The following is a 16,248-nucleotide window of genomic DNA, read 5'->3' on the forward strand; positions in this document are numbered from 1 at the left end:
GATGAGCGACACAGCCCCCCGTCCAGAGGCCGAGAAGCCCCGCATCGCCATCACCTACTGCACCCAGTGCAACTGGCTGCTGCGGGCCGGCTGGATGGCGCAGGAGCTGCTCTCCACGTTCCGCGACGATCTCGGCGAAGTCGCGCTGATCCCCGGGACCGGCGGCGCCTTCGCGATCACCTGCGGCGACGCCCTGATCTGGGAGCGCAAGCGCGACGGGGGATTTCCCGACATCAAGACCCTCAAGCAGCGGGTGCGCGACCGGATCGAGCCGGGCCGCGACCTCGGCCACATCGACAGGGCCTGACGCCTTGACCATGCCGCGCCACCCGCGCGCCGCCAGGACCTTCCCTTCGGACCCCGTCATGAGGACCACGCCATGATCCGCCGCCGGCTCCACGCCCTGCGGCGGGACGGGCTGTCGACGCAGGTCTACCTCGTCGCCCTGGCGATCGCCCTGATCGGGCCGGGCCTCCTGTTCACCGCCGTGCTGCTCGGCCGCTACGCCTCCCTGGAGCGGATCCGCTTCCAGCAGGATGCCCGCGAGAGCGTGCGCGGCATCGCGCTCAGCATCGACCGCGACATCGCCGGGCTGGTCTCGGTGCTGCAGACCCTCGCGGCCTCGCCGCGGCTGAAGCAAGACGGCCTCGGCGGCTTCGAGACCCAGGCCCGGGCGGTGACCGAGACGACGGGCCTCCACCTCTCCCTGCGCCGGCGGGACGGGAGCCAGCTCGTCAACACCGCCCTGCCCCCCGGCGCGCCGCTGCCGCAGGACCCGCATCCCGAGGATGAGGCGGTGCTGGCGACGACGCGCCCGGTGATCGGCGGCGTCCGCGCCGGCGCGCCCGGGCGGCCGCCGACCTACGACGTCGCGGTGCCGGTGACGATCGAGGGGGTGCCGACCTACGTGCTCAGCGTCACGGTGCCGGTGGAGCGGCTGCACCAGATCCTGGTCCAGGACCTCGCGCCGGGCTGGACCACCGGGATCATCGACCGCAACGGCCTCCTGCTCGCCCGCTCGGAGGACCATGCCGGCCTCGCCGGCCAGCCGATGCAGGCCGCCCTGCGCGGCCATCCGACCGCCGCCGCCGACATCTGGGAGGGCGTCGACCGGCGCCGGCGACCGGTGCTCTACGTCGAGACCGCCGCCAAGGCGGCCGGCTGGACCGTCGGCGCCAGCATCCCCCGGCAGCAGGTCGAGGCGCCGCTGCGCCACTGGGTCGTGGCCTTCGGGGGGTTCGGGCTCCTGGCGCTCGCCGTGTCGTCGGTGCTCGCGGTCAAGCTGTGGGCCCGGGTCGCCGAGCCCCTGCGCCAGCTCGCGGCGGCCGGCGGGGCGCTCGCCGCCGGCCAGCCGGTGCCGCGGGTCTCGACGCCGATCCGCGAGATCCGCCAGCTCGCCGACACCCTCGCCGACGCCTCGCAGAGCCTGCGCCGGCGCATCGCCGAGCGCGATCAGGCGCTCGAGCAGCAGAGCCGCAGCCTCGCTGCGCTCCGCGAGAGCGAGGCGCGCTTCCGCCACATGGCCGATTCCGCCCCGGCCCTGATCTGGATGACCGACGACGCGGGCGAGATCGTCTTCGTGAACCTCCACTACGATTACCTGTTCGGCCGCTCGACCGGGACGCTGACGGAAGGGCGCTGGCGCGAGATCATCCACCCGGACGACCTGCCCGGCTTCGAGGCGGCGTTCGAGAGCGCCTTCGCGGCGCGCACGCCGTTCCGCCACGCGACCCGGGTGATCGACCGGCACGGGGCGACGCGCTGGATCCTGTGCGAGGGCGTCGCCCGCCTCGACGATCACGGCCGCTTCCTCGGCTATACCGGCTGCAACGTCGACATCACCGAGGCCAAGGACGCCGAGACGGCGCTCCGCGAGGGCGAGGAGCGCCTGCGGCTGGCGCTGGCCGCCGGGCGCCTCGGGACCTGGGAGATCGATCTCGTTTCGGGTCAGCACCGCCTCTCGGCCCGCTCGGCCGAGATCTTCGGGGCCGCCCCCCTGTCGCACGAGGCCTGGACCCGCACGGTGCACCCCGAGGACCGCACCCGGATCGAGGCCGCGCTCGCCGACCTGCTCGCGGGCGAATCCGAGTACCGCACCGAGTTCCGGATCCGGCCGGACGGGTCCTCGCAACGCTGGGTCAGCGCCCAGGCGATCGTGCAGCGGGATGCGGGAGGCCGGGCGCGCCGGGTGATCGGCATCCACCAGGAGGTGACCGAGCGCAAGCGGGCCGAGGAGCACCTGCGCCTGCTGGTCCACGAGCTGAACCACCGGGTGAAGAACACGCTCGCCACCGTGCAGTCGATCGCGATGCAGAGCCTGCGCGGCCTCGACGGACCGCAGGCGGCGGGCGCCAAGACCGCCTTCGAAGCCCGGCTGATCGCGCTCGCGCGCGTCCACGACGTGCTCACCCGCGAGAGCTGGGAGGGGGCGGAGCTGGCCGAGGTGGTCAAGGACGCCCTCGCCCCCCTCGACGGGCCGGGTGCGCCCTCGCGCTTCGCGGTCGGTGGGCCGGCCTTGCGCCTGCCGCCCCGCATCGCCCTCTCGATCGCCATGGCGCTGCACGAGCTCGCCACCAACGCGGTCAAGTACGGCGCCCTCTCGGTGCCGGCGGGGAAGGTCGCGCTGTCGTGGTCGGTCGCCGACGGATGCCTCTCGCTGCGCTGGCAGGAATCCGGCGGGCCGCCGGTCGTCCCCCCGACCCGCACCGGCTTCGGCTCCCGCCTGATCGAGCGCAGCCTCGCCCGCGAGCTCGACGGCACGGTGAGCCTGAGCTTTCCGCGGGAGGGTGTGGTCTGCACCATCGTGGCGCCCCTCGCCGAGCCGGGCGCGCTCCGGCCGGAGCCGCGGGAGGCGAGCGGCGCCACGCCGGTCCGGCGTAGGGCGGCGGGGCAGGCGTGAGGTCCGGGGCTGTGTGAGACGAAGCAGGGCGCGGGTTTCTCCTCTCCCCACGGGCGCAGGGCTGTCCGGGAAAATCCCATTTAGAATCGAGCGCGGGATCCCCTCTCCCACACGGGCTACGGCCTTGACGGAAATGGTTCGGCGTCTGTGAGTTGGGCGTCTTTGCGGTTCAGCGAGGACAACCGATGCGAGGCTTTGGATCGGGCGACGTACGCACCGAGGCCCGGGGGGCGTGGCTGTTTGAGCGGATCGTCACCACCGGCAGCGTGGTGCTGAGCACGGTGGGCGGCAGCGAAGCCGGTACGGCGGCCGCCCATCGCTACCTTTCCTCGCCCTGCGCTGACTGGCAGGGCATCCTGCAGGCTTTTGCAGCCCGCACGGCCCAGGCCTGCGCCGGGCGTCCGATCGTGGCCGTCCAGGACACGAGCGAGATCAACTTCACCCCAGCTGCTGCTGGCCGCCATGGCCTGGGGCCGGCCGGCAACGGCCGCAATCCCGGCTTCTTCCTGCACCCGGTCATCGCCGTCGATGCCGAGGACGAGGCGGTGCTGGGCTTGGTCGACGCCCAGCTCTGGACCCGCGCCGCCCGCCAGACGGCGCCACGTCACCGGCGGCCAGTCGAGGACAAGGAGAGCCAGCGCTGGATCACCGGAGCGGCCGCTGCCGCGACGGCTTTGGCCGACACGGCCCGGAGCTTGATCGTGGTCGCCGACCAGGAGGGCGACATCTACAGCCACTTCGCCCGTCGGCCCGCGGGCAGCGATCTTCTGGTGCGGGCACGCCATGACCGGCCACTGGTTGAAGGGGCAGCCTTCAGGACAAGGCGTCATGGCCCGTCGCGACAACCGGCACCGTGGAGGTGCCGGCTCGCCCTGGGGTGCCGGCCCGCATCGCCAAGGTGAGGCTGCAGGCCGGACCGGTCGAGGTGGTCCGTCCCTCCGGCCCAGGCGCCCGCGAGCCGGCCAGCCTGAGGCTGCATGGCGTCTGCGTGCAGGAACTCGAGCCGCCTGTGGGCGTGACGCCCTTGTGCTGGCGGCTTCTGACGACGCGGGCGGTGCCGGATGCCGCCGCCGCGCAGGACATGGTGCGGCTGTACCGGTTGAGGTGGCGGATCGAGGAGGTGTTCCGCGCTCTCAAGCGCGACGGGCTCGGCCTGGACGAGACACAGGTGCGGGTGCCAGACAAGCTGTTCCGGCTGAGTGCCTTGGCGCTGGGAGCCGCCGTGCGGATCCTGCAGTTGGTCGATGCCCGCGACGGCAGCCGACGACCGATGCAGGACGTTCTGGATAAGGCGGCTCTGCCAGTGGTCGCGGAACTGGGGCGGGCCTGCGAGGGCAGCACGGACCGCCTGCGCAACCCTCACCCCGTCGGCAACCTGAGCTGGTTAGAGTGGATCGTGGCCCGCCACGGCGGCTGGAACGCTCCCAACTCGCCACCCGGTCCCAAGGTCGTCGCGCGCGGATGGGAGCGCTTCTCGGCCATGCTCGCCGGTGCCCTCCTCGCGAGAGACTCACTTCCGTCAAGGCCGTAGCCCACACGGGAGAGGGGTAGGGGCGATTGAAGATCGCGCAGGGTGGCTCGGCCTCAGGAAAAATCGCCGAACGTCGAGCTGCACAGCTCGACGGTTCAGGATCATTGCGGCAGCCGAGCCACCCTCACGCGGGATCTTCGATCCCCACGGCCCCTCTCCCACACCTTGCAGCGATACCGGGCAAGGATCTCTGGCAAGCCCGGCATCGCCTGGAGAGGGGAGACGCGCCATCTCTTTTCCCCGGACGATCCCTCCTCAACCCTGCGTCAATCCGAAGTCGGTCGGCCGATCGATTGCGCCCGGCGGGAATCGTCCCATATCGCCGGGAGCCGAGGGCCCGTCCGCGCCCGGCGCCGGACGGACCGACATGACCGCAGACCCGACGCCAAGTCCCTCGGCCCGCCGGCCGCTCCTCGCGCGGCTCGGCTCGTTGCGGCTCGACCCCATCCGGCTCGGTCCCCTCCGCGGCCGCACCCGGCTCACCGCCGCGGGGGCGGCGCTGCTGCTGCTCGTCGGGTCCGCCAACGGGCTGCTGCTGGCCTGGCAGAGCAGCGTCCAGCACCGCATCACCCACACGCTGTCGGTCGACCGGACCCTGATGCAGGTGCTGGCCGACCTCCTCGACAGCGAGACCGGGCAGCGCGGCTACCTCCTGACGGGCGATCCGGCCTTCCTGGTGCCCTACACCGCCGGGCAGGCCCGGATCGCCGCGGAGCTGCCGGTGCTGGAAGCCGAGCTGCGCAGCGCCCCGACCCAGGAGGCCCGCCTGCGCGCGTTGCGCCCCGCCATCGCCCGCAAGTTCACCGAGCTCGACCGGACGCTCGCCCTCGACCGCGCCGGCGACCGCGACGGGGCGCTGGCCCTGGTGCGGGCCGGCGAGGGCAAGGCGGAGATGGACGAGATCCGCCGGATCATCGAGACGATGCGCGCCCAGGAGGACGACCTGCTGGTCGGCTACCAGCAGCACGCCCACCGGATCGAGGCGATGGTCGGGATCGGCAGCGTCGTGTCGGTCGGCATCATGGCGCTGCTCGCTGTCCTGGCCCTGCGCGAGGCGACGCGGCGGGCCGCCCTGTCGCGCTTCCTGCCCGCCGAGCTGGCGCCGCTCTTGGAGCGCGGCGGCAGCATGGAGCGGGGCGGCGGCCTGCGGCTCGGCGAGCGGCGGCACGCGGCCATCGCCTTCGTCGACATGCGCGGATCCACCACGATCGCCGAGCGGGCCGATCCCGAGACGGTGGCGATCCTGGTCACGGGGTTCCGCCGCTGCGTCGCCCAGGCCGCCCGGGAGACCGGCGGCGTGATCGACAAGTTCATGGGCGACGGCGCGCTCGTGGTGTTCGGCGTGCCGGAGGCGCGGAGGGACGCCGCCGCCCAGGCCCTCGCCTTCGCGGGCAGGCTGGAGGCCCTGGTGGCCGAGTGGAACGCGGGATCGGGCGAGCCCCCGGTGCGCATCGGCATCGGGGTGCATTGCGGCGAGGTGTTCGTCGGCGTGGTTGGCGACGACGACCGGCTCGAATTCACCGTGCTCGGCGACGCGGTCAACGTCGCGGCCCGGCTCGAACAGGCGACCAAGACCTTCGGGGCCACCACGCTCGTGTCGCAGGCCGCGCTCGATGCGAGCCGGACCTCCGGGACGGGGTGGCACGAGGTCAGCCGCCAGCCCCTGCGCGGCCGGCAGGAAGCCTTCCCGATCTACGGCCGGGCCGCCTGAGGCACGCCTCGAGACGAGGAGGAGGGCCGAAAACGGCGCGGGACGGGGTAGCGGTCCCGGCCGGGCTCTGCTATCGCAGCCGCCCCGGCCGGGTCGGCTCGAAGACGATCCGGCGGTGGAAGGCGCACCAGCTCTTGCCGTCCTGCACCGGCGCACCGCAGCAGACCGCACGGTCGTTCGGTTCGCCGATGATGAACTTGCACACGAAGGCGCCCGACTGGGCGAACGGAACCCGGAGGCTCGGAGAGGGCTCCTCGACGGTGTCTGCGGTCACGATATGCGACATGCGCACGAGCTGGTTCATCGGGTACTGACTCGCTGGCCTTCCGTCACCCTCGACCAGAAGGGCGCCGGGCCGGTTCGTGGCGGGCAGGTCCGTCGCCGGATTCTCCACCCCATGGGATCCGCCCCCTCGAGACCCGTGCGCACACGCGTCGCTCAAGGGCAGCGGTGATCGTATGAATTTGGGGTTGCGTCTCGCAGAACGCAAGCCCCCTAAGCATTTACGCGTGGTTTTCGACAGCCGCGAGGGTGTCCGCGCCGGCTCCGGCCCATCCTCGCGGCGTCATCGACTTGCCATCCACGTGCCCTATCCTTGAGTGATCCCCGCCACCGCGCGCTTGCCCCGAGGCCGCCATGACCGACGCCGCCCTCGCCCCCGATCGCGCCGGCGCGGCGCATGGTCACGCCCGCTCCGGGCCGCGCCTCGACCACCGGCTGCACCCGGCGGCCATGGCCGGGTTCCTCGCCGTGCTGGCGGCGGGCCTCGCCTATGGCGGCTACAACCTCGTCGCCGACATGCACCGGGCCGGCCAGCCGCCGCTCGCCATCGGGGCCTTCGCGCTGCTCGGCCTCGCCCTGGTGATCGCCCTCGCCTTCGAGTTCGTGAACGGCTTCCACGACACCGCCAACGCGGTGGCGACCGTGATCTACACCCACGCGATGCCGCCCGTCGTCGCGGTGGTCTGGTCGGGCGCGTTCAACTTCCTCGGCGTCATGGCCTCGACCGGCGCGGTGGCCTACAGCGTCGTGACGCTGCTGCCGGTGGAGCTGATCCTCCAGGTCGGCTCGGGGGCGGGCTACGCGATGATCTTCGCGCTGCTCCTCGCGGCGATCGTGTGGAATCTCGGCACCTGGGCGCTCGGCCTGCCGAACTCCTCCTCGCACGCGCTGATCGGCTCGGTGATCGGGGTCGGCCTCGCCAACCAGCTGATGGCACCCGACCACGCCGCCTCCGGCGTCGCCTGGGGGCAGGCGCTGAGCGTGCTCGAATCGCTGCTGTTCAGCCCCCTCGTCGGCTTCGTCTGCGCCGCGGGCCTGCTCTTCGCGCTCAAGCGCCTGGTGCGCCGGCCCGACCTCTACCGCGCGCCCGAGGGCGAGGCGCCGCCGCCGCTCTGGATCCGTGGCCTCCTGATCCTGACCTGCACCGGCGTGTCCTTCGCCCATGGCGGCAACGACGGCCAGAAGGGCATGGGGCTGATCATGCTGATCCTGATCGGCGCCGCCCCGACGGCCTACGCGCTCAACCGCACCATGCCGGATTCGAGCACGCCCGCCTTCGTGGAGGGCTCGCAAGCCGCGAGCCGGGTGTTCCGCGACCACGCCGCCTCCGCCGCCGTGCCCGACGCCGCCGGAACCCGCGCCCGGATCGGGGAGGCCCTGAAGGCGCAGGCGCCGGGGAAGGCCCTCGCGGCGCCCGACGGCCTCGCGGCGCTGGCCGGCCTCGCGGACGACATCGCCGCCGAGGTGCAGAATTACGGCGCCATCCGGCACGTGCCGGCGGCGGCGACGCAGAACCTGCGCAACGACATGTACCTCGCCGGCGACGCGGTGCGGCTCCTCACCGGCGAGCACTCGCCCTTCTCCGAGCCCGAGAAGAAGACCCTCAAGGACTACCAGCGCACCCTCGACGACGGCACCCGCTACATCCCGACCTGGGTCAAGGTCGTGGTCGCCCTGGCGCTCGGCCTCGGCACGATGGTGGGCTGGAAGCGGATCGTCGTCACGGTCGGCGAGCGCATCGGCAAGCAGCACCTGACCTACGCGCAAGGCGCGTCGGCGGAAGCGGTCGCCGCCGGCACGATCGGGCTCGCCGAGGCCTAAGGGATGCCGGTCTCGACCACCCACATCCTGTCGAGCGGCGTCGCCGGCACGATGTGGGCCAACGGCACCGGCCTGCAGATGGCGACGGTGCGCAACCTGGCGCTCGCCTGGATCCTGACCCTGCCGGCGGCGATCGCGCTGGCGGGCGCGCTGTACTGGGGCTTGCGGCACGTGTTCTGAGGACACGCACCCTGGCAACCCGGCCCGCAGGCGTGTAACCGCGTCGAGCGGGCGCTTTTTTCGGCCCGCGCCAGGGACCCGCCATGCGCTTCCTCGTGACAGGCACGGCCGGCTTCATCGGCTTCCATCTCGCCCGGCGCCTGCTCCGGGCCGGCCACGAGGTCGTGGGGGTCGACGGGCTGACCGACTACTACGACGTCGCCCTCAAGCAGGCCCGGCTGGCGCAGCTCGCGACCCTGCCCGGCTTCTCGTCCCACGCCTTCATGCTGGAGGAGCCCGGCACCTTCATGGCGCTGATGGCCGAGGCGCGGCCGGAGGTGGTGGTGCATCTCGCCGCGCAAGCCGGGGTGCGCTACAGCCTGGAGCACCCGGAGGCCTACGTGTCGGGCAACATGGTGGGGACCTTCCAGGTGCTGGAGGGCTGCCGGGCGCATCCGGTGCGCCACCTGCTCTTCGCCTCGACCTCCTCGGCCTATGGCGGCAACAAGGCGGTGCCGTTCCGCGAGACCGACCGGGCGGTGTGGCCGCTCACCATCTACGCCGCCTCGAAGCTCGCCGGCGAGGCGATGGCGCATTCCTACGCCCACCTCTGGAAGATCCCCACCACCGCGTTCCGGTTCTTCACCGTCTACGGGCCCTGGGGCCGGCCCGACATGGCGCTCTTCCTGTTCACCCGGAAAATCCTGGCGGGCGAGCCGATCGACGTCTACGACCACGGCAGGGCGGTGCGCGACTTCACCTATATCGACGACCTCGTCGAGAGCATCAGTCGGCTGATCGACGCCCCCCCTCCCCTGCCCGGCGCCGCCCCGGTCTCGGCGGCCGACACCCTGAGCCCCGTCGCGCCCTACCGGATGGTCAATATCGGCGGCGGCCGGCCGGTGAGCGTCTCGGCGATGCTCGGCGCCCTGGAGCAGGCCCTCGGCCGGACGGCCCAGCGCCACCTGCGCGACCTGCCGCCCGGCGACGTCGAGCGGACGGAAGCGAGCCCCGACCTCCTGCGCGACCTCGTCGGCTACGTGCCGGCGACGCCGCTCGACACCGGCATCCCGGCCTTCGTCGCCTGGTACCGGGAGCATTACGGCACGGGAGCGTGAGAGGAGCCCGGTCAAATCACCGGCTTGCCAGGGCGGCCGCGACAGTGCTCAATCCTCCCATGCCCCGCAGCCTCGATCCCGAGACCGTGCCCGTTCCCGACGCGGCGCCGCGCCAGACCCGGCGCTACGCCCAGAAGCGCGACGCGATCCTCCATGCCGCCGCCGCCCTGATCAACGAGGCCGGGGTGAAGGGCACGACGCTCGCCGACGTCGCCCGCAGCGTCGGGCTGATGACGAACAGCGTGACCTACTATTACCGCCGCAAGGAGGACCTGGCGGCGGCCTGCTTCCTGCACACGATCGGCGTGCTCGATGGCCTGGCGGCGCGGGCGGAGGCGGCGCCCGACGGGCCGGCGCGGCTCGCCCTCCTCCTCGACCTGATGGTCGCCCATCGGGCCGCGATGGCGGCGGGCGAGGAGCCGGACCTCGCGGTGCTCCACGACGTGCGGGCGCTGCCCGCCCCCCAGGCCGAGAGCGTGTTCTCGGCCTACAACGCGCTGTTTCGCCGCCTGCGCGGCCTGTTCGACGAGGCCGGCCTCGACCGGCCGGACCGCAACGCCCGCACCCACCTGCTGCTCTCGGTGATCCACTCGACCCGGCTGTGGATCCACCGCTACGAGCCGCGGGACTACGCCCGGGCCGGCGCCCGGATGACCGACCTCCTCACGCGCGGCCTCGCCGCGCCGGGCTTACGCTGGCACCCCGCCCTCCTGCCCGAGCAGGCGCCGCCGGAGGAGAGCGAGGTCTCGCCGGAGGCCTTTTTGCGCGCCGCCACGATCCTCATCAACCAGCAGGGCTATCGCGGCGCCTCGGTGGAGAAGATTTCGGGCCTCCTCAAGGTCACCAAGGGCTCATTCTACCATCACAACGACAACAAGGACGACCTCGTCGCCAATTGCTTCGCCCGCAGCTTCGCGCAGATCCGGGCGGTGCAGGACGCGGCGGATGCCAACGGCGGCAGCGGCTGGGACCGGATCTGCACCGCGTCGGCCACGCTGGTGCGCAGCCAGCTCGGCCCCGGCGGTCCCTTGCTGCGCGTCACCGCCTTCAGCGCCCTGCCGGAGGCCCTGCGCACCGAGACCCGGCGCACCATGAACCGCCTGACCGAGCGCTTCGGCTTCTGCCTCGTCGACGGCATGGCCGACGGCTCGGTGCGCCCGCACGATGCCGGCATCGCCGCCCAGCTCGTCTCCAGCATGGTCAACGCGGCGGCCGAGCTGCCGGCCTGGGTGCCGGGGGTGACGCCGGACAATGCGGCGGATCTCTATGCGAGGCCGCTGTTCCTGGGGTTGTTCGCGCCGCCGGCACGCTAGGGCCCGACCCGATCAGCTTGACCATGGGCGAGGGACTGCCTTCAGCCCATGGCCGAGGCTGACTGGCGTCACGCCGGACAATCCCTTCGAATATGGTCGCCGTCGACGCGACGTCCATTGATGGCCGGTTTGGGGGATAGGTAAGGCGAGAGACATGGCCATCGAGATCGCGAAGCTCAGGTCCGAGACGCCAGGCGTCGCTCACCGCATCCACCTCAACAATGCTGGCGCCGGGCTGATGCCGCAGCCTGTGCTCGACGCCATGGTCGGCCATCTCACCCGCGAAGCCGAGATCGGGGGGTACGAGGCGGCCGGGGAGGCAGCCCCCCAGCTCGATGGCGTTTATGACAGCGTGGCGCGATTGCTCGGGGCGGATCGCGACGAGATCGCGCTCGCCGAGAATGCGACGGTCGCTTGGCAGCTCGCGTTCTACGCCATCGCCTTCCAGCCGGGCGACCGGATCCTGACGGCCCGGGCGGAATACGCCGCGAACTACGTCGCTTTCCTTCAGGTCGCGAAGCGAACCGGGGCGGTCATCGAGATTGTCCCCGATGACGGGGACGGCGTGCTCGACCCCGAAGCCCTCGAACGCATGATCGACGGGCGCGTCAAGCTCATCGCGATCACCTGGGTGCCGACGAACGGCGGCCTGCGCAATCCCGCCGCGGCGGTCGGACGGATCGCGCGCCGGCACGGCGTGACCTATCTGCTCGATGCCTGCCAGGCCGTCGGCCAAATGCCGACGCGGGTCGATGAACTCGGATGCGACGTGCTGGCCGCGACGGGCCGCAAGTTCCTGCGTGGCCCGCGCGGCACGGGATTCCTCTACGTCCGGCGCGAGCTGATGCGGAGTCTGGAACCGCCGATGCTCGACCATTTCGCGGCGCCCTGGGTTGCTCCGGACCGCTACGAACTGCGACCTGACGCGCGACGCTTCGAGACGTGGGAAAACAACTACGCTGCCCGGCTCGGGCTCGGCCGTGCGGTGGATTACGCCCTGGAGGTCGGTCTCGATGTGATCGAGGCGCGCTGCCGCGATCTGTCAGCGAGACTGCGCGACGGCCTGAGAGCCGTTTCCGGTGTCAGGGTCTACGACCTGGGACGCGATCCGGCTGCCATCGTGACGTTCTCGGTCGAGAACCGCGGCGCGGACGGCGTCAAAGCGAAGCTCGCCCTCTCGGGCATCAATGTGAGTGTCTCCAACCCCTCCAGCACTCTCCTGGACGCCGAAGCTCGGAAGCTTCCTTCGCTCGTGCGGGCATCTCCACACTACTATAATACTGAAGATGAGATCGATCATCTTGTCTCAGTCATGAGCACGCTGAGGTAGCAGGACATTCGACTCAACGGATGAGCCGTCTGCCGTCCACCTTCAGCGGCCCCTCGCGCGGTCAAGCCGATCGCGTTTCACCCGTCACCGGCTCCGCCGCCAGCAGACAGATCCGCCGCGTCACCCGCCACGAGGCCGCGAAGGCCGGCACCGGCAGGAACTCGAACCGAGAGTGGAAGTTGTGGGCGCCGGTGAAGTAGTTCGGCGTCGGCAGGCCGCGGGCCGAGAGGGCGGCGCCGTCGGTGCCGCCGCGCATCGGGATCTGCCGCGGCGCGATCCCCTCGGCGGTGAGCGCGGCGAACAGGAGATCGACCGGGCGATGATCCTCGCCGAGGCTGTCGTGGATGTTGCCGTAGGTGTCGGTAATCCGGCATTCCACCCGGCCGGTCGGGTAGAGGGCGGCGATCTCCGCCGCCACCGCGTGCAGGCGCTCCTTGCGGGCGGCGAAACGGTTCTTGTCGAAGTCGCGGATCATGACCTGGAGGCGGGCCTCGCCGGAATGGGCCTGAAGGCCGTTGAACCAGATGTAGCCCTCGCGGCCTTCCGTGTTCTCCGGCGTCTCGGCACGGTCGAACCGACTGACGAAGTCGTGCGCCATCAGCAGCGGGTTCACCAGCACGCCCTTGGCCGACATCGGATGCGCGGCGACGCCGGTGAACACGATCTCGGCGCCGGCCGCGTTGAAGGTCTCGATCACCACCTCGCCGAGGCCACAGGCATCGATCGTGTAGGCGAAGTCGCAAGGGAGGCGCGCCAGATCGAGGACCTTGGCGCCGCGCAGGCCGATCTCCTCATCGGGCACGAAGGCGATCCAGATGTCGCCGTGCGGATCCTCGGGCGTCAGGGTCGCGAGCAGCGTCATCAGGACGGCGATCGCCGCCTTGTTGTCGGCCCCGAGCACGCTCGTCCCGTCGCCGACGATCACGTCCTCGCCCTTGTAGGCCGCGATCTCCGGATGCTCGGCGACCCGCAGCCAGATGTCCCGAGCGGGGTTGAGGCAGAGGTCGGACCCGTCGAAGCGCAGCACCTGCGGGCGGATCTCGGGCGAGAGCCCGACATCGACGGTGTCGAGATGGGCGACGAAGCCGATCGGCGGAGCGCCGGGCCGGGTGCCGGGTTTGCGCGCCGTAAGAATCGCGTGCTCGTCGAGCACCACGTCGGAGAGGCCGAGGTCGCGCAGCTCCCCGGCCAGGAGCTCGGCCAGCGCGCGCTGGCCCGGCGTGCTCGGCAGGGTGGTGGCGCGGGCATCGCTCTGGCTCGCCACCGCGAGGTAGCGGAAGAAGCGCTCGATCAGCTCGGCCCGGATGGCCGTTCCGTCCGTCATCTCGTCGGATCCCTGCATCAGGTCAGCGCCACCGAGAAGCCGCGCTGCACGGCGGGCCGGGCCATCAGCGCCTCGTACCAGCGTTTCACGTTCGGGTAGTCGGCGAGGTCGACCCGGTGCCGGGCGTGGCGCCAGGCCCAACCCAGGATGGCGAAATCGGCGATCGAGAGGTCGCCGGCGACGAACTCACCCTCGGCCAAGCGCTTGTCGAGGACGCCGTAGAGGCGGCGCGTCTCCTTCTGGTAGCGCTCAAGCCCGTAGGTGCGGTCTTTTTCGTCGACGCCGAGGAAGTGGTGGACCTGGCCCGGCATCGGCCCGAAGCCGCCCATCTGCCACATCAGCCACTCCATGACCTGAACCCGGCCGCGTCCGCTCGCCGGCAGGAAGCGCCCGGTCTTCTCGGCGAGGTAGACCAGGATCGCGCCGGATTCGAACACCGAGATCGGCGCCCCGTCCGGCCCCTCCACATCGACGATCGCCGGGATGCGGTTGTTCGGGCTGATGGCGAGGAAGGCGGGCTCGAACTGCCGGCCCTTGGTGATGTCCACCGGTTCGACCCGGTAGGTCAGCCCCAGCTCCTCCAGCGCGACGCTGATCTTGCGGCCGTTCGGCGTGTCCCAGGCATAAAGCTGGATCATTCTGCGCTCCCGTGCGGTGCGGGCGGGAAGGTAGAGCGGTTCGGGGGCGGAGTCGCGCCGGTTTGACGGGGAGAGCCGTCACGGCTGGTGCGCTCTCAGGACATGCTGGCTGATTGGGGACAGGACGAGGCGCGGGCTTCCTCCTCTCCCCGCGGGTGCAGGGCTGTCCGGGGAAGTGAGGAGCCATGTATCTGTCTGCTTCTGCGTGTGGTCGAGGCAGTTTTTGGGGACAGCAAGGCGCGGACGTCGGCCCAGGTTTGAGGCTCGAACAAGCCCTGCCGCAGCAGATCGACCAGGCGCAGGATCGGGACGCGCGGGCAGTGGCGGCGCAGAGCCAGGCGCAGCCGCGCGAAGGTGATCATCGCCGCCACCAGTTGCAGGCGCACGGCTTCCACGCTGTGGCCCAGGCAGCGGCGGATCGCCAAGTGCTGCTTGAGCCAGCGAAACAGCAGCTCAATGGCCTGATCACGAACGACAAGTTTTGTCTGGTGCGCACGGCGCGGCTGGTCCTGACGTGGTGACGTGGGCGCGGCTGCACAGCGGCCAGCCAGAGGGCAGATCTCGATCGAGCGAGCGATCGGGGAGGTGCCCATGCGTCGCCACTGCCAGATCCGCCGTCAGACCACGACCACACCGGACGCAGTTCGGCGGTGGGGTCGGGCCTACGGCCTCATCCTGAGCTGGGGATCACCCCAAGCCCCACCGGCAGCGACGCAGATGGCCTTCCCCCCCGCAGAGGAGGCAAGCCATGAGGACGGCTGTCTACGTGCGGGTCTCGACGGCGCGCCAGGCCAAAGCCCAGACCATCGATCAGCAGCTCGACCGACTCCGGGTCCATCTGCAAGCACAGAGCACCACCTCGGACGACAGCGCCATCTTCCGGGATGATGGCCGGAGTGGAGCGATGCCGAACCGGCCCGGATGCACCCACCCCATATTTTTCCCCGGACAGCCCTGCGCCGGCGGGGAGAGGGACTGCGCGCGACCGGAGGTGTGAACCTGCGAACCGCGAGGGACGATCCACGCTGGCTGCATGGAGGACCTGACACATCCGTGGCAAAGCTGCTGCTGATCGAGGACGACCCTGCGACGGCGGAGGAGATTTTGGGCGACCTGCGGGGGGCGCGGGCACGCGGTCGCCTAGGCGGCGACCGGGCCGGAGGGCGCGCAGCGCGCGGGGGACGAGATCCGGGACGCGATTCTTCTCGACCGGATGCTGCCGGGGCTCGATGGCCTGACCCGACCGCAGGGCTTGCGCGACGCCGGCGACCGCACGCCGGCCCTGGTGCTCTCGGCGCTGTCCGACAATCTTGGCACCCGCCGCATCATCCCGGGTTCCGCCGCGCGGCCCCGGAATGACGCGGTGGATGCAGAATAAGAAGCCTTTAGAAGAATTTATCCCATCCACGCCCTCATCTGAGGTGCCCGCGAAGTGGGCCTCGAAGAGGAGTCCAGAAGCCTCCGCGATCCCTGGAGGCGTCCTTCGCGGCTCGGTTCACTCGCACCTCGGCATGAGGGCGCGGGTGGGAGGGAAGAGGGACCGATCGGATCCTCGATGCTACCGCCGATCGGGAGCGAAGGGTCACGCCCATCGCCAAGCCCCGGCGAGGCGCGCGGCAAGTCCGCTCGCCCCACCGGACGACCATCAATACCCGATGGCGCCGCGCTTGAAGCCGAAGCCCGGGACCTCGCAGCCGCAGGACGAGTTGAGCGGGGCCGGCCGGGTCGGGCAATTGCCACGGGCGGTGACGCAGATCCGGCCGATGCGGCCCCCGCCATACTCGCCGCGATAGCGCGGACGGTCGTACTCGTCGCGGTAGCGCGGGCGGTCGTAGTCGTAGCGCTCCTCGTAGCGGCGGCGCGGGCGGTCGTCGTCGTAGCCGCCGCCATAGCCGTACTGCGCGAAGGCGGGTGCGGCGCCGAGGCCGAGGGTCAGGGCGGCCAGGGCGGCGGTCATCACGGTTCTCACGGGGTCTCTCCTCACGGTTTCTGACGGTCGTGTCGGACCTTGTCTCGCCGGTCACGCTAGGCGTCCCGACATGAACGCCGGCTGAGGCGATTCGGTGCCGTTGCGACAGGCGGCCTTGCCGAGAAGCCCTCGCTAAATCACCGGTCCCCCGCC

General features: G+C 71.3%; 14 protein-coding genes and 1 pseudogene. 11 read left to right on the forward strand and 4 right to left on the reverse strand.

The window, feature by feature from the left end; all coding sequences use genetic code 11:
- Position 1: 1 nt before the first annotated feature.
- From DK412_RS20950 to DK412_RS20970, 5 genes are all read left to right on the forward strand, one after another.
- Positions 2-307, forward strand: a complete 306-nt coding sequence (locus tag DK412_RS20950) for a SelT/SelW/SelH family protein (RefSeq protein ID WP_109973534.1) — start codon at positions 2-4, stop codon at positions 305-307.
- A gap of 72 nt (positions 308-379) precedes the next feature.
- Complete coding sequence (locus tag DK412_RS31450; protein WP_109973535.1) at positions 380-2,899, forward strand: PAS domain-containing protein; 2,520 nt, start codon at positions 380-382, stop codon at positions 2,897-2,899.
- A gap of 185 nt (positions 2,900-3,084) precedes the next feature.
- Positions 3,085-3,801: a hypothetical protein gene (locus DK412_RS20960; RefSeq protein WP_109973536.1), complete on the forward strand. Its 717-nt coding sequence runs from the start codon at positions 3,085-3,087 to the stop codon at positions 3,799-3,801.
- The gene (locus DK412_RS20965; RefSeq protein WP_204165412.1) at positions 3,759-4,430 is read left to right on the forward strand and encodes a transposase; all 672 of its coding nucleotides are present in this window, start codon (positions 3,759-3,761) and stop codon (positions 4,428-4,430) included. The genes DK412_RS20960 and DK412_RS20965 overlap by 43 nt, the downstream gene beginning before the upstream one ends.
- A 367-nt stretch (positions 4,431-4,797) precedes the next feature.
- Positions 4,798-6,141, forward strand: a complete 1,344-nt coding sequence (locus tag DK412_RS20970; RefSeq protein WP_109973538.1) for a CHASE3 domain-containing protein — start codon at positions 4,798-4,800, stop codon at positions 6,139-6,141.
- 70 nt (positions 6,142-6,211) lie between these two features.
- Here DK412_RS20970 and DK412_RS20975 read toward each other — a convergent pair whose 3' ends face one another.
- Positions 6,212-6,445, reverse strand: coding sequence for a GcrA family cell cycle regulator (locus DK412_RS20975; protein ID WP_093568735.1), 234 nt, complete (start codon positions 6,443-6,445; stop codon positions 6,212-6,214).
- Positions 6,446-6,777: 332 nt separating this feature from the next.
- On the opposite strand from DK412_RS20975, the pseudogene DK412_RS20980 reads away from it, so the two are divergent.
- The 4 genes and pseudogenes from DK412_RS20980 (at position 6,778) to DK412_RS20995 (ending at position 12,164) form a co-directional block, all read left to right on the forward strand.
- Positions 6,778-8,424: pseudogene (locus DK412_RS20980) on the forward strand (inorganic phosphate transporter).
- A gap of 83 nt (positions 8,425-8,507) precedes the next feature.
- Entirely contained in the window at positions 8,508-9,521 is a 1,014-nt protein-coding gene (locus tag DK412_RS20985) for an NAD-dependent epimerase/dehydratase family protein (protein ID WP_109973539.1), read from the forward strand.
- Positions 9,522-9,580: 59 nt separating this feature from the next.
- Positions 9,581-10,834: a TetR/AcrR family transcriptional regulator gene (locus DK412_RS20990; RefSeq protein WP_109973540.1), complete on the forward strand. Its 1,254-nt coding sequence runs from the start codon at positions 9,581-9,583 to the stop codon at positions 10,832-10,834.
- Between the two features lie 154 nt (positions 10,835-10,988).
- Entirely contained in the window at positions 10,989-12,164 is a 1,176-nt protein-coding gene (locus DK412_RS20995) for an aminotransferase class V-fold PLP-dependent enzyme (protein WP_109973541.1), read from the forward strand.
- Between the two features lie 61 nt (positions 12,165-12,225).
- Here DK412_RS20995 and pepT read toward each other — a convergent pair whose 3' ends face one another.
- Positions 12,226-13,488 carry a peptidase T gene (gene pepT / locus DK412_RS21000; protein WP_109973542.1) on the reverse strand — a complete coding sequence of 421 codons (1,263 nt, stop codon included), beginning with the start codon at positions 13,486-13,488 and terminating at the stop codon, positions 12,226-12,228.
- Between the two features lie 17 nt (positions 13,489-13,505).
- Positions 13,506-14,126, reverse strand: coding sequence for a glutathione binding-like protein (locus DK412_RS21005; RefSeq protein ID WP_109973543.1), 621 nt, complete (start codon positions 14,124-14,126; stop codon positions 13,506-13,508).
- A 185-nt stretch (positions 14,127-14,311) separates the two neighbouring features.
- Between DK412_RS21005 and DK412_RS21010 the strand changes: the two genes are divergently transcribed.
- Positions 14,312-14,647, forward strand: coding sequence for a hypothetical protein (locus DK412_RS21010; RefSeq protein ID WP_162596264.1), 336 nt, complete (start codon positions 14,312-14,314; stop codon positions 14,645-14,647).
- 692 nt (positions 14,648-15,339) lie between these two features.
- A complete protein-coding gene (locus DK412_RS31130) occupies positions 15,340-15,504 on the forward strand; it encodes a hypothetical protein (protein WP_245447149.1) in 165 nt (54 codons plus the stop codon).
- Between the two features lie 267 nt (positions 15,505-15,771).
- Here the strand turns inward: DK412_RS31130 and DK412_RS21025 are convergent, their stop codons facing one another.
- The gene (locus tag DK412_RS21025; RefSeq protein WP_348629339.1) at positions 15,772-16,095 is read right to left on the reverse strand and encodes a hypothetical protein; all 324 of its coding nucleotides are present in this window, start codon (positions 16,093-16,095) and stop codon (positions 15,772-15,774) included.
- Positions 16,096-16,248 lie beyond the last annotated feature (153 nt).

The organism is Methylobacterium sp. 17Sr1-1, from assembly GCF_003173775.1.
In the GTDB taxonomy this organism is placed as follows: Bacteria; Pseudomonadota; Alphaproteobacteria; order Rhizobiales; family Beijerinckiaceae; genus Methylobacterium.